The organism is Streptomyces sp. NPDC014861, from assembly GCF_043081625.1.
Classification (GTDB): domain Bacteria; phylum Actinomycetota; class Actinomycetes; order Streptomycetales; family Streptomycetaceae; genus Streptomyces.
On the sequence record NZ_JBIBWV010000005.1, the window covers coordinates 314602 to 327623 of the forward strand.

The 13022-nt window shown below is 73.6% G+C and carries 14 protein-coding genes; 9 read left to right on the forward strand and 5 right to left on the reverse strand.

Annotated features, from left to right (window positions below):
* Positions 1 to 142 precede the first annotated feature (142 nt).
* Both ACF1BN_RS13435 and ACF1BN_RS13440 read left to right on the forward strand, forming a co-directional pair.
* Complete coding sequence (locus ACF1BN_RS13435; RefSeq protein WP_392331734.1) at positions 143 to 1738, forward strand: FAD-binding oxidoreductase; 1596 nt, start codon at positions 143 to 145, stop codon at positions 1736 to 1738.
* A gap of 31 nt (positions 1739 to 1769) precedes the next feature.
* On the forward strand, positions 1770 to 2651 hold the full coding sequence (locus ACF1BN_RS13440; RefSeq protein ID WP_392331735.1) for a YegS/Rv2252/BmrU family lipid kinase: 882 nt from the start codon (positions 1770 to 1772) through the stop codon (positions 2649 to 2651).
* A 28-nt stretch (positions 2652 to 2679) separates the two neighbouring features.
* Here the strand turns inward: ACF1BN_RS13440 and ACF1BN_RS13445 are convergent, their stop codons facing one another.
* The 3 genes from ACF1BN_RS13445 to ACF1BN_RS13455 form a co-directional block, all read right to left on the reverse strand.
* The gene (locus ACF1BN_RS13445; protein WP_392331736.1) at positions 2680 to 2934 is read right to left on the reverse strand and encodes a ferredoxin; all 255 of its coding nucleotides are present in this window, start codon (positions 2932 to 2934) and stop codon (positions 2680 to 2682) included.
* Positions 2931 to 4124 (reverse strand): cytochrome P450, encoded by a 1194-nt coding sequence (locus ACF1BN_RS13450; RefSeq protein WP_392331737.1) that lies wholly within the window; start codon positions 4122 to 4124, stop codon positions 2931 to 2933. Before ACF1BN_RS13450 ends, ACF1BN_RS13445 begins: the two co-directional genes overlap by 4 nt.
* 193 nt (positions 4125 to 4317) lie before the next feature.
* Positions 4318 to 5289 (reverse strand): helix-turn-helix transcriptional regulator, encoded by a 972-nt coding sequence (locus ACF1BN_RS13455; protein ID WP_392331738.1) that lies wholly within the window; start codon positions 5287 to 5289, stop codon positions 4318 to 4320.
* Between the two features lie 122 nt (positions 5290 to 5411).
* On the opposite strand from ACF1BN_RS13455, the gene ACF1BN_RS13460 reads away from it, so the two are divergent.
* Positions 5412 to 5807, forward strand: a complete 396-nt coding sequence (locus ACF1BN_RS13460; RefSeq protein WP_392331914.1) for a RidA family protein — start codon at positions 5412 to 5414, stop codon at positions 5805 to 5807.
* A 174-nt stretch (positions 5808 to 5981) separates the two neighbouring features.
* Here the strand turns inward: ACF1BN_RS13460 and ACF1BN_RS13465 are convergent, their stop codons facing one another.
* Positions 5982 to 6380 (reverse strand): hypothetical protein, encoded by a 399-nt coding sequence (locus tag ACF1BN_RS13465; RefSeq protein WP_392331739.1) that lies wholly within the window; start codon positions 6378 to 6380, stop codon positions 5982 to 5984.
* A gap of 386 nt (positions 6381 to 6766) precedes the next feature.
* On the opposite strand from ACF1BN_RS13465, the gene ACF1BN_RS13470 reads away from it, so the two are divergent.
* Entirely contained in the window at positions 6767 to 7333 is a 567-nt protein-coding gene (locus ACF1BN_RS13470) for a dihydrofolate reductase family protein (protein WP_392331740.1), read from the forward strand.
* A gap of 81 nt (positions 7334 to 7414) precedes the next feature.
* Here ACF1BN_RS13470 and ACF1BN_RS13475 read toward each other — a convergent pair whose 3' ends face one another.
* Entirely contained in the window at positions 7415 to 8653 is a 1239-nt protein-coding gene (locus ACF1BN_RS13475) for a PucR family transcriptional regulator (RefSeq protein ID WP_392331741.1), read from the reverse strand.
* A gap of 84 nt (positions 8654 to 8737) precedes the next feature.
* Here ACF1BN_RS13475 and ACF1BN_RS13480 point away from each other — a divergent pair, with 84 nt between their 5' ends.
* From ACF1BN_RS13480 to ACF1BN_RS13500, 5 genes are all read left to right on the forward strand, one after another.
* Positions 8738 to 10351 (forward strand): flavin-containing monooxygenase, encoded by a 1614-nt coding sequence (locus ACF1BN_RS13480; RefSeq protein WP_392331742.1) that lies wholly within the window; start codon positions 8738 to 8740, stop codon positions 10349 to 10351.
* 332 nt (positions 10352 to 10683) lie between these two features.
* Positions 10684 to 11256 carry a hypothetical protein gene (locus ACF1BN_RS13485; RefSeq protein WP_392331743.1) on the forward strand — a complete coding sequence of 191 codons (573 nt, stop codon included), beginning with the start codon at positions 10684 to 10686 and terminating at the stop codon, positions 11254 to 11256.
* A gap of 46 nt (positions 11257 to 11302) precedes the next feature.
* Positions 11303 to 11542 (forward strand): hypothetical protein, encoded by a 240-nt coding sequence (locus ACF1BN_RS13490; protein WP_392331744.1) that lies wholly within the window; start codon positions 11303 to 11305, stop codon positions 11540 to 11542.
* A 97-nt stretch (positions 11543 to 11639) separates the two neighbouring features.
* Entirely contained in the window at positions 11640 to 12305 is a 666-nt protein-coding gene (locus ACF1BN_RS13495) for a DsbA family protein (protein WP_392331745.1), read from the forward strand.
* A gap of 89 nt (positions 12306 to 12394) precedes the next feature.
* The gene (locus ACF1BN_RS13500) at positions 12395 to 12913 is read left to right on the forward strand and encodes a hypothetical protein (protein WP_392331746.1); all 519 of its coding nucleotides are present in this window, start codon (positions 12395 to 12397) and stop codon (positions 12911 to 12913) included.
* Positions 12914 to 13022: the final 109 nt, after the last annotated feature.

Here is a 13022-nt window from a genome sequence, read left to right on the forward strand (position 1 = left end):
AGATCCGTCCGCGAACATCCGCGAGCCGTCCGCCGGTCGTACGGAGCACCGTCCGTGCGGCAGGCCGTGACGCGGCCTGTGCGAACAGCCCGCGTCAGCCCGTGCGTCAGCCCGTGAACCAGACCGTGAGGAACCTCTCGAAGTGGACATGTTGTGGAGCGGCTGGGGCGACCCGGCCAAGGCGGCACCCCTGCCCGACGCGGTCACCGGCCTCCTGCGCGACCTGCTCGGCGTCACTCCCCGCGAGGGCGGCCCCGCCGACCTCGCCGCCGTCGAACCGACCGCCCCGGCCCTCACCGACGAGGCCCGCGCCGCGCTGCGCACCGCCGTCGGCGCCCCGGACGGCCTGAGGGAGGACGCCGAGAGCCGGATCCGCCACACCCGCGGCAAGTCCACCCCCGACCTCCTGCGCATCCGCGCCGGCGAGGTCGAGGACGTCCCCGCCGCCGTCGTGCTCCCCGCCGGGCACGACGAGGTCCTCGCCGTGCTGCGCGCCTGCGCCGAACACGGCCTCGCCGCCGTCCCCTTCGGCGGCGGCACCTCCGTCGTCGGCGGCCTCGCGCCCGCCACCGAGCGCCCGTTCGTCGCTCTCGACCTGCGGCGCATGGACCAGCTCCTCGCCGTCGACGAGGTCTCCCGCACCGCCACCCTCCAGCCCGGCCTGCGCGGCCCCCGCTGCGAGGAACTGCTCAACGCCCGGGGCTGGACCCTCGGCCACTTCCCGCAGTCCTTCGAATGGGCCACCGTCGGCGGCTTCGCCGCGGCCCGCTCCAGCGGCCAGGCGTCCGCCGGCTACGGACGCTTCGACGAGATGGTCCTCGGCCTCACCGTCGCCACCCCCGAGGGCACCCTGGAGACCGGCCGTGCCCCGCGCTCGGCCGCGGGCCCCGACCTGCGCCAGCTGGTCCTCGGCTCCGAGGGCGCCCTCGGCGTCATCACCTCCGTGACCGTCCGCATCCGCCCCCTCCCGGCCCGGCGGGTCTACGAAGGCTGGCGCTTCGCCTCCTTCGAGGCGGGCACGGCCGCGCTGCGCCGCCTCGCCCAGGACGGCCCCCGTCCCACGGTGCTGCGGCTGTCCGACGAGTCCGAGACCTTCGTCGGCCTCGCCCAGCCGGACGCCATCGGCAGCACCGAACTCCCGCAGAACCCCGGCTGCATGGCCATCGTCGGCTACGAGGGCACCGAGGCCGACACCGCGGCGCGGCGCGCCGCCGCCCGGAAGGTCCTGCTCGCCTGCGACGGCGAGTACCTCGGCGAGGAGCCCGGCGACCGCTGGGAGCACGGCCGCTACAACGCGCCCTACCTCCGCGACGCCCTCCTCGACGCCGGCGCCTTCGCCGAGACCCTGGAGACCGCCGCGTTCTGGTCCGCGATCCCCGGCCTCTACGCCGCGGTCCGCGACGCGCTCACGACCGCGCTCACCGAGGCGGGCACCCCGCCGCTCGTCATGTGCCACATCTCGCACACGTACGAGAACGGCGCCTCCCTCTACTTCACCGTGGTCTCGGCCCAGGGCGAGGACCCGGTCGCGCACTGGGCGCCGGTGAAGCGGGCGGCCAACGACGCCATCCTGGCGGCCGGCGGTACCATCAGCCACCACCACGGCGTCGGCACCGACCACCGCGACTGGTACGTCCAGGAGATCGGCCCCCTGGGCATCCGCATGCTCCAGGCCGTCAAGGCCGAGATCGACCCGTCCGGAGTGCTCAACCCCGGAGTCCTCGTCCCCGTCCGCTGACCCCCTCTCCTGCCGCCCGGAGGTCTGATCCATGCGACAGTTCACCGCCGTCGTCAACCCCACCGCAGGGGGTTCCAGCGGTACGGCCGGCCTGCTCCCGCTGGCCCGGCTGCTGCGGGAGGCGGGTGCCCGGCTCGACACCGTCTACAGCCGCAGCCTGGAGCACGCCCGCGAACTCGCCCGGGACGCCGGGGCCCAGGGCCACGTCGTCCTCGCCGTCGGCGGGGACGGCATGGCCGGCGGGGTCGGCGGCGCGCTCAGCGGCACCGGCACCGTGCTCGGCCTGGTGCCCGCGGGGCGGGGGAACGACTTCGCCCGCGCCCTGGGCCTGCCCACCGACGCGCCGGGGCTCGCCGCCGTCCTGCTCCGCGGCGAACCGCGCGCCGTCGACACCATCGAGGTCGAGTCCGCCGCGCACGCCAGGACCTGTGTCCTGGGCAGTGTGTACGCGGGCGTGGACGCGGTCGCCAACCGGCACGCCAACGCCTCCCGGATCCTCCGGGGCGCCGCCTCGTACTACGCCGGCGGCCTGCGGGCCGTCCTCGCGTGGAAGCCCGCCGACTACCGGATCACCATCGACGGCGTACGCCACGAACGCACCGGGTACACGGTCGTCGCGGCGAACTCCGGCTTCTACGGCTTCGGGCGGAAGATCGCCCCGGGCGCCAGCGTCGACGACGGGACGCTGGACGTGGTGGTGATCCGGGAGGCCCCGAAGCGGCTCTTCTTCGCCATGATGAACGAGCTGAAGACGGGCGCGCACCTCGACCGCCCCCAGGTCGAGATCCTGCGCGGCAAGGAGATACGCATCGAGGCCGACCGCCCCCTGCCGTACGGCGCGGACGGCGAGGTCGACGCGACGCTCCCGGTGACCCTCCGGGTCCAGCCCGCCGCCCTCCGCGTCCTGGCCTGACCGGGCGATCTGCGCCCTCCGGCCCCGGCTACGAGCCGTCGGCACCGGCTCCCGGCCCCGCCGGGGCGCCGGTGTCGGCGTCCCGCGCGGTGATCGCGCCGGCGGGGCAGACACCGACGGCCATCCGCGCCGCCGCCCGGTCCCCGGCGGCCGGCTCGGCCTCCAGCAGGAGGACGAGACCGTCGTCGGGGTCCTGGTCGAAGACGTCGGGCGCGGTCATCGCGCACATCCCGGCGCCGATGCAGTGCTCCCGGTCGACCGAGAGCCGCACCGGGCCCGTCACTTCGCGTCCCAGGTGACCGGGAGGCTCTTGACCCCGTAGATGTCCGCGGTCTCCGGGCGCAGTTCGACGTCCTCGGCCGGCACCGCGAGCCGCAGCGTCGGGAAGCGCTCGATCAGCGCGCGGAAGGCGACCCGCATCTCGACGCGGGCCAGCTGCTGGCCGAGGCACTGGTGGATGCCGTGGCTGAAGGCCAGGTGCCCGTCGAACGGCCGGCGGATGTCGAGCGCGTCGGGATCGGTGAACCGCTCGGGGTCGCGGTTCGCGGTGTTGTACGAGAGGACGACCGTCGTACCCGCCTCGACGGTCTGCCCGCCTACCTCCACGTCCTCCAGCGCCGTCCGCATGAAGGTCTTGGCGACGCTCAGGTAGCGCAGCAGTTCCTCCACCGCCCCGTCGGTCAGCGAGGGGTCGGCGCGCAGCGCCGCCAGCTGCTCCGGGTGCTGGAGCAGCGCGAACGTCCCGAGGGCGAGCATGTTCGCGGTGGTGTCGAAGCCGGCGGCCAGCAGGATCAGGCTGATCCCCTTCAGCTCCTCGTCGGAGAGGTCGCTGTCGGTGAGTTCGCTCAGCACGTCGTCGGTGGGGTTCGCGCGCTTGGCCGCCACCAGCCGCGCCAGGTACTCCTGGGTCGCCGTGTAGGCCGCGATGAGCTCCTCGTCGCTCACCTCCCCGCCCATGAAGGTGTCGATCTGCTGCTGGAAGGAGGCGCGGTCCTCGTACGGCACCCCCAGGATCTCGCAGATCACGATGGTGGGGATCGGCTTGGCGAAGGCGGTCACGAGGTCAGCCGTCGGCCCCGCCTTCTCCATGGCGTCCAGGCACTCGGCGGTCACCCGCTCGATCCGCTCGGTGAGCAGCCGCATCCGCCGCACGGTGAACTTGCCGACCAGCGGCTTGCGGTACCGGGCGTGCTGGGGATCGTCCATCAGCAGGAACTCGCCCGGCGGCGCCGGCGGAAGCTCGAAGTCGACCACGTTCAGCAGGTCCTTGCGCGAGCTGAACCGCGGGTCGGCCAGGACCGACCGCACCAGGTCGTACCCGGTGATCAGCCAGCCGGGCATGCCGCCGGGGTGGACGAGGCGGCTGATCGGCCCGTGTCCGCGGGCGTCGAGCAGCTCGGCCGGCGGATCGAAGGGACAACCGGTCCGACGCTCCGTCGGCAGCGCCGTGACGGTGTGGAGGGATTCGCTCATGGCCAGTCCTCGTCTCGCGATGCGGCATGTTGACGTTTCCCGAAAGCTACGTTGCGTTCAGGGATCGGTCAATCGTGTATCCGAGAACTTGCAGATAGAGGAAGGAAATTGATGCAATGGCCCGAAGTCGAACGCAACGATGCGTTGCAATGGTTGTGTTCGAAATGTTCGGTCGCCGCCCGCCCGTCCGTCCTCACGGGGACGAGTAGAGAGCGGCGACACCGGCCGCCCGGTCGCGGAGCGACGTACGCAGCGACCGAGGGGACAGCGCTTCCGCGTCCGTGCCCAGCTGCCACAGCGCCCACTCCGCGTGCCGCGTGTCCTGGAAGATCAGCTCCAGTCGCAGCCGGCCGTCCGCGTCGGGCTCCTCCGCGCGAACCGCCAGCGCCGTGTCCAACAGCTCCTCCCGGCGCGCCGGTTCCACCCGAACCAGCGCGGTGACGTGGTCGCTGCCGGAGAGGAACCGCGCCGAACGCTCCCTCCAGATCCGGTCCAGATCGACCTGCTGGGGCCGCTCGGCCGCCTCGGGCAGCTCCTCGGCGGCCAGCACCCGCGACAGCCGGTACGTCCGGTCCTCGCCCGCGCGGGTGGCCAGCAGATACGCCCGGTCGCGTACCGTCACGAGGCCGATCGGGTCCACCGTGCGCCACCGCGGGGCCTGGCCCGTGGCCGCGTAGCGGATCCGCAGCTTGTGTCCGGCGAGCACCGCGCGCCGGACCTCGCCCATCGTCGTGCCGGGGACCTCGTCCGTGACGAGCCGGCGGGCGAGGAGGTCGGTCTCCGGCTCGACGAGGAAGCGCCGGGCCGCGTCGCTCGCGGTGCTCTGGTGGCTCTCCGGCAGCGCGTCGACGACCTTCCGCATCGCCGAGGCGAGGGCCGAACCGAGCCCGAACGCCTGCTCGCCGCGCCCCGACCCGGCCGTGAGGAGCGCCAAGGCCTCGTCGTGGTTCAGCCCGGTGAGCTCGGTCCGGAAACCCGGCAGCAGCTCGAAGCCGCCGTGCCGGCCGCGCTCGGCGTAGACCGGGACTCCGGCCGCGGACAGCGCCTCGATGTCGCGCAGCACGGTACGCGTGGACACCTCCAGCTCCCGGGCGAGGGCGTCCGCGGTCATCCGGCCGCGATGGCGGAGCAGGAGCACCAGGGAGACCAGCCGGTCGGCGCGCATGCGGGAACGGTATCGGAATACATGACAGAGGATGTCGTGATCTGTTGGCAGGCTCCTGACCAGGACGTCGAGGCATCGAACGGCGTCGAGGCGCAACGCACGAGGACGGGAGCCGCATGGCGATGGAGCGAACCGCGATCAACCCGGTGACGTGGTCGGTGGAGAGGGGCTTCACCCAGGGGGAGGTGGTGTCGGGCGCGACGAGGACCCTCTACCTCTCGGGCCAGACCGCGATGAGTGACGAGGGGGAGCCGCTGCACGACGGGGACATGGCGGCGCAGCTGACGCTGAGCATCGAGAACGTGGAGGCCGTGCTCGCCGAAGCGGGCATGTCCCTCGCGAACCTGGTGCGGCTCAACGTCTACACGACCGACGTCGACCTGCTGTTCCGGCACTACGGCGTCCTGGCCGCCCGGCTCGGCGCCGCCCGGGTCGCGCCGACGACGACGATGCTCGGGGTGACCCGCCTGGCGATCCCCGGCCAGATGGTGGAACTGGAGGGCACCGCCGTCGCGTGACGCACCCTCGGAGGCCCCGCCGTCCGTACCGGCCGCACAGGCGAACCGGCACGAGCGGCGGGGCTCTTCGGCGTACACCCGTGCGCGGCGGATGCCGGGGCCGCTGCCTCCGTCGATCCGCCGCCCGCGGTGAGGCACGGACCGTCGGGGGCCCGTGCCTCACCGCGGTGCGCTCTACCGCCCGGCCGGGACGCGCAGGGTGCGGCAGGACCTCAGCCCGGTGTCCACGAGGTCGGCCAGGCGGGCGGAGGGCATCAGGGCGGCCAACCGGTGCATGGCGAGCGCCGCCTCCCACGCGGAGGTCCTGGCGGGGGAGGCGTCCCAGGACACGGCGTCGAGTCGGGACCAGAGGTGTGCGCTGAATCCGAGGTGAATCGTTCCTGCCCGAGCCGCCTCCTCGTCCAGCGCCTCACGTGTGGCGGTCAGGAACGTCACGGCGTCCTCCGGCCCCAGCGCGTCCACGACGATCCGCAGATAGGGAGCCATCAGCGCGGTCGCCTCCGGCCACTGCGCCTCGTCACCGAAGCGCTCGCGCAGGTGTGCGTCCAGCGGGTGTTCCATGTCATGGGTCATGGAATGACAGATACGTTTCGTCAGCGGATCTTGCTCGCGTCGACACGCGGAATCACCCGGCCCGCCGCTCATATGGACGGGCGTGAGGGGAGCGGAGTTCGACGCCGAGGAGTCTGGTGAGGCCGGCCGGCGCGTACGGAACGGCCGGGTGTCCCTCACGGGAAGGCGTACGCGGCCTTGAAGCGGTGGGTGACGGCCGGCAAGCCGGAGCGGGGGTGTTCCCGGTACGCACGACCGGCCTCCCCGGGGTGTGGTGGGCATGGATTCCCCGAGGGTGTGGTTTGGTGGGGTGGCCCGGCTCGCGCGACCGTGCGGGCCGGAGGAGGTGCGCCTGCGGCAGCGGCCGGGGGGCGCACGGTCGAGCACGCTACCGAGGTGGTCTTCTGATGCGCAGCGTGACCTACGCCATGGGTGTCTCCGTCGACGGATACATCACGGGGCCCGACGGGGGATTCGACTGGACCGACCCGGACAGCGAGGTGTTCCGGTTCTGGACCGACGAGACCCGCAAGATCGGCGTCCACCTGCTGGGGCGGCGGCTGTACGAGACGATGCTGTACTGGGAGACCGCCGAGCAGGACCCGGCGCTCGACGACGCCTCGCGCGAGTGGGCGCGGCTCTGGAACCCGCTGCCCAAGGTGGTGTTCTCCCGCTCGCTGGCGGAGGTCGAGGGCACCAACGCGCGACTGGCCACCGGCGGACTCGCCGAGGAGATCGCGCGGCTGCGGGCCGAGCCGGGGGAGGGCGAGATCGCACTCGGCGGGGCGACGCTGGCCGCCGAGGCGGCCGCGGCCGACCTGATCGACGAGTACCGGGCCGTGGTCCACCCGGTGCTGGTCGGCGGTGGCATCCCCTTCTTCCCGCGCGCCGAACGCCGGGTGGACCTCGAACTCGTCGAGACCCGCACCTTCAGCGAGAAGTTCGTCTACCTCCGCTACCGCGTGGTCCGTTGACGGGACGGCCTCCGGCGGGCACGGCGGGCCCCCGGTCCCGCGACGCCCGCTCGCGGCCGAGGTGCGTGCCCCGCTCATGTGTCAACGCGTGTGGGGCCGACGCCAGTTGAGGAGATGGAGAGCCGCGGCGACGTGGAGCGGGTTCTCCGAGAGGGGTTTCGGGAGGAGTTCGTCGGCTCGGGCCAGACGGCGCAGGACGGTGTTGCGGTGGGTCAGGAGGCGGCGGGCGGTGACGGAGGTGTTGAACCGCTCGTTCACGTACGTGAGGACGGCCTCGCGGGTCCGGGCGTCCGCCCCGGCGAGCTCCCCCAGGACGTCCTCCACGAACTCGTCCGCCAGTGTCAGGTCCTGCGTCATCAGCGCCACCAGCTGGACGTCCTCGTGCCGGGCGATCCGCTGCGGTGAGTCGAGCCGGGCCATCATCCGCTGCGCGGCGAGCGCGTCGAGGTGGCTCCTGCGGAACCCGTCGAGGTCGTACCCGGGGCGGCCGACGGAGATCCGGACGTCCGGCAGCGCGACGAGCCGGTCGGCGACGGCGCGCACGTCCGGCGCGGCGGCGGTCGGGATCCACACCCACAGCGCCCCCGCGCTCGCCACCACCGTCAGCCGGGCGCCGGACCCGCCCGTCCCGGTCCGGACGAGGATGTCCGCGGCCTGTTCGAGGTGGTCGGCGCGCGCGGCTGCGGGTCCCCACACGACGGCCGCGACGTGCGGGCCGGTCAGGGCGTAGCCGAGACGGGCCTCCGCCTGCCGCCGCCCGACGGGCGCGCCTTCCAGGATGAGGGTGACGACGGCCCGGCGTTCGGCGTGCGTGCCGCGCGTGAGCTCCTGGCGCTCGGCCGCCATGCGCGCGGTGACGGCCGCGATGGTGTCGTCGATGAACGCGGTGATGGACAGGCTCGACAGATCGAGCAGTTCCCGGAGCTCGTCGACCTCGGAGGTGAGCCCGAAGCAGATGTCCATCCAGCGGCGCCACGCCGCCCCCTGGCCCGTCCGGTACGCCTCCAGGGCCGTCTCGTCGAACCCCCGCCGCACCAGATCGCGCGCGGTCTCCAGCATCTCGGTGCCCAGGTTGGCGGGCACCCGGCGACCGGGGTACTGGACGTTGGCCGCGGCCCAGTGGGTGATGTTGGCGAGCGTCGAGTCGCGGATGCGGCCCGCGAGCACGGGGTCCTCCCGGACCGGCCGCATCGCCACGCCGCCGAGCGACGCCCGGTTCAGGTCCTCGACCCAGGCCGGCAGGGGAGTGAGCGCGATCTCGGCCGCCTGCCGGAAGAGCCGGCGGACGCCGGGCGTCGGCTCGGGCCACGATCGATCCATACGCAGCACTCTGCACCATGATCCGCACCGTTTCCAGGCACTCCGCTGTGGAGCGAGGCGCCGCGGTGGCGCATCCTCTTCCCCATGACCTCGTACGAGCCGCAGGAGCCGCAGGTGGAGCGGGTGGAGCACGCCGACGCCCCGGAGCACGCAGACACCCCGGGGCGCCCGGACGCTCCCGAGCGCCCGGACACCCCGGAGCACCTGGACGTCCTCATCGTCGGTGCCGGGCTCTCCGGCATCGGCGCCGGCCGCTATCTGCGGCTCGGCCACCCGGCCAGGTCGTTCGCGATCCTGGAGGCCCGCGGAGCCTCGGGCGGCACCTGGGACCTCTTCCGCTACCCCGGCATCCGCTCCGACTCCGACCTCTACACCTTCGGGTACGAGTTCAAGCCGTGGCGCGACCGCGAGTCCATCGCCGACGCCTCCCGCGTCCTCGCCTACCTCCGGGAGACCGCCACCGAGAACGGCCTCGACGCGCACATCCGCCACCACCACAAGGTCGTCTCCGCCGCCTGGTCCTCCGCGACCGCGCGCTGGACGGTCGGTGTCGAGCGGACCGATCCGACGACCGGCGCGAGCGAGCGGTTCGACCTCACCGCCGGGTGGATCTTCTGCGCCACCGGCTACTACCGGTACGACGAGGGATACACCCCGCACTTCGAGGGCCGCGACCGCTTCCGCGGCCAGATCGTCCACCCCCAGCACTGGCCCGAGGACCTCGACCACCGCGGCAAGCGCGTGGTCGTCGTCGGCAGCGGCGCCACCGCCGTCACCCTCGTCCCCGCCATGGCCGACGACACGGCGCACATCACCATGCTCCAGCGGACGCCCACGTACATCGTGCCCGTCCCGAAGGAGGACAAGCTCGCCCGCCTCCTGCGCGCCGCGCTCGGGGACGAGCGCGGGCACGCCGTGACGCGGCGCAAGAACATCGCCCGGCAGCAGCTGGTCTGGGGCTTCGCCCGCCGCTTCCCGACCGCGACCAGAAAGCTGATCCGCGCGGCGAACGCCCGCCTCCTGCCCGCCGGCTTCCCCGTCGACGAGCACTTCAACCCGCCGTACGACCCGTGGGACCAGCGCCTCTGCGCGGTCCCGGACGGCGACCTGTTCAAGGCCATCAGCGCGGGCAAAGCCTCCGTCGTCACCGACCGGATCGCCACCTTCACCGAGGACGGCATCCTGCTCCGGTCCGGTCGCGAACTCCCCGCGGACATCGTCGTCACCGCCACCGGACTGAACATCCAGCTCTTCGGCGGCATGCGGCTGACCGTGGACGGCACGGACGTCTCGCCCGCCGACTCGCTCGTCCACCGGGGCACGATGCTGTCGGGCATCCCGAACCTCAACGTCGCCATCGGCTACACCAACGCCTCCTGGACCCTCAAGATCGGACTGCTCTGCACGTACGTCTGCCGGGTGCTCGCCCACATGGACCGGCACGGCCACGACACCGCCTGGCCGGAGAGCGAGCCGGGCCTGGCCACCCGCCCCATGCTCGACTTCGGCGCCGGGTACGTGCGGCGTGCGCTCGACATGCTCCCAAAGCAGGGGCCCGACGCGCCGTGGGTGACGTCGACCAGCTACCGGAGCGACCGCAAGCTGCTCGACCGGGCGGAGGTCGCCGACGGCCACCTCCGCTTCTCCGGCCCGGCCACGCGTACCGAGCGCCCCCGCCGGTCGGTGGCCGCGAGCTGACTCCCGCCGCCGGGCGGTGGCCGAGCTGACCCCCGCGGCCTGTGCCGGGCGGGACGCGGCCCGACCCGCGCGCCGACCCGCGCGCCGACCCGGCACTCCACGCCCGCCCCGTACGCGGGGGGAGGCCGCGCGCCGCCCCCGCCGGCGTACCGGATAGGCTGCCCGGACACTCTCCGGCGCCGTGACGCCGCGAGGACGCCACCCCACCCGGACACCACGAAAGCGCCGGCCCGATGCCACCTCCGCCCCTGACGCACGCCACGGCTCGAGCCCGTGGCGTCGGCCGGGGACCGGGGGCTTGCGCGGTCGCCGCGCTCACCGTCCTGCTGCCCATGGCGGGCCACCTGCTGACACAGGGCCACCTGGCACCCTGGGCGCTGCTCGCCGGGCCGGCCGCGGGCGGGTACGTCCTCTCACGTCGCCGGCTCTCCGACCCCCAGCTCCTCGCCGCGCTCGTCGGCGCGCAGGTCGCCCACCAGCTCGCCTACGCCGTCCCGGGCGTCTGCGCCCTCGTCGGACTTCCCGGCGCCGGGGCGGACGCGTCGGCCGCCCACGTCACGGCCGCCGGAGCCCCGCCCGAGGCGTTCCTCGCGGGGCACCTGATCACCTTCGTCCTGGCCGTGCGCCTGCTCGGGGTCCCCGAGCGGCTGCGCTGGCACACCGAACCGGTACTCGCCGGGGTGGCCGCGGTCCTGAGCTTCCTCCGGCCGCTGCTCGTCGCCCGGGGCACCGGCCCCGCCCCGGCGCGCCGGCCGGCCGACGTACGGCTCCCGCACTCCGCTCTCGTCCCGCGGCCGGTCACCGGCCGGGCCCCGCCGTGCGCCCCGCGCGGCCCCCTCGGCCACGCCTCCCGCCACGACCGGGCCGAGAACCGCCCGCTGCTTCCGTACGCCCTCGCGGCGTAGCCGGGGGCGGGACCCGGCGCTGCCCGACCCGCGTCCGGTGCGTCCGGTGCGTTCGACGGGTTCCCGGGCGACGCCCGCGGCCGCTCGCACCGAACTCGTCCCCATCACTCCGGCCCCGGACGCGTCGCTCGACGCGCCACCGGCGAGCATCGCCCTGACCTTCAGCGACGCGATGACCGGCGACGACCAGGGCCCGTTGGCCGCCTCCCACGCCCCCAATGCCTCCAAGGCCTACCTCGCGGCCCTCCGCGCCCGCGACCGCCTCCGCCCCCGCTCCCGCTCCTGACCTCCGAGCCCGACCCCGACCCGACCCCGATTCCACCCGCGACCCAGATTCCCCCCGGACCTCGATTCCGACCCCGTCACCCCACACCCGAGGCATCATGACCAAGCTCCAGAAGAACCTTCTCGCCGTCGGCGTCCTCCTCGCCGCGCTCGCCGCCGCGTTCGGCTCCTTCCTCCTCTTCGCACCCCAGGACGACACCACAGCCCTCGGCACCGAAGCCGCCGTGGACGCCCGGGCCGTGCGCGACACCAGCCATCGGCTCACCTCGCCGAAGAACAGCGAGCTGACGATCGTCGAGTTCCTCGACTTCGAGTGCGAGGGATGTGGAGCGGTGTACCCGACGGTGGAGCGGCTGAGGAGCGAATACGAGGACCGCGTCACCTTCGTCGCCCGCTACTTCCCGATGCCCGGCCACCGCAACAGCACCACCGCCGCCCTCGCCGTCGAGGCGGCGGCCCAGCAGGGCGCGTTCGAGACCATGTACGCGAAGCTCTTCGCCACGCAGAAGGAGTGGGGCGAGTCGAAGGAGTCCAAGGAGGCCCTCTTCCGCACCTACGCCGAGGGCCTGGGCCTCGACATGGCCCGCTACGACAGCGCCGTGAGGGCGCCGGCCACCCTCCAGCGGATCAAGGCCGACCAGCAGGACGGTCTCGGCCTCGGCGTCCAGGGCACGCCGACGTTCTTCGTCGACGGCATCAGGATCCAACTGCCGCAGTCGTACGAGGAGTTCAAGGCGCTGATCGACGCCAAGCTCTCCCGTTGACCTCGCGCGCCGCCTGACACGCCGCCGACCGCGCGGTCGGGCGAGCCGGCCTCTTCCCCGCGAGGCAGGGGGCGTTGGAGGATCGATCCATGACTCAGTACGCATCCGACGCCCCCGCCGACGCGGCCGGCGCCTACCTGGCGGGGCTCCACGAACGGCTGGCGGCCGACGCCTGCACGGTGACGTCCACCGAGTGGAACGGCGCCCCGGTCGTGGCCGCCCAGCGCGCGGACCGCAAGGCCCGGTGGTTCGGGACGAAGTCCGAGCTGTTCATCCTGGCCGCGGCCGTCCCCCAGGTGGACGTCGCCACCCTGGAAGCCTTCACCGTGTGGTCCATGAGCCGCGCGAAGAGCCTGCGCGGCGGCATACCGGGCGCCCGCAACGTGACCCTCGTCCTCCCCGCGCTCGTCAGCGCACACGTCCAGCCGGCGGCGGCCCAGTGGGCCGCGTACGACGCCCGGACCGTCGACACCAGCGTCGTCAGCCGCCCCCTCACCGTCGAGACGACCCCGCACACCGTCAGGACCACGATGTACCGGGGCCGGACGGTGTGGGGCGGACTCTTCACGAAGCACGTCCTCCAGAAGGCGAGCCTCTACTTCCCCTGACACAGCCTCCACTTCCCCTGACACAGTCTCTGCCGACGCCCCGGCGTCTCGGGCGGCCTCGGCGACGTCGGCCCCCTGCCTGGCGCGGACGGCGTCGGACCGGCCGAGC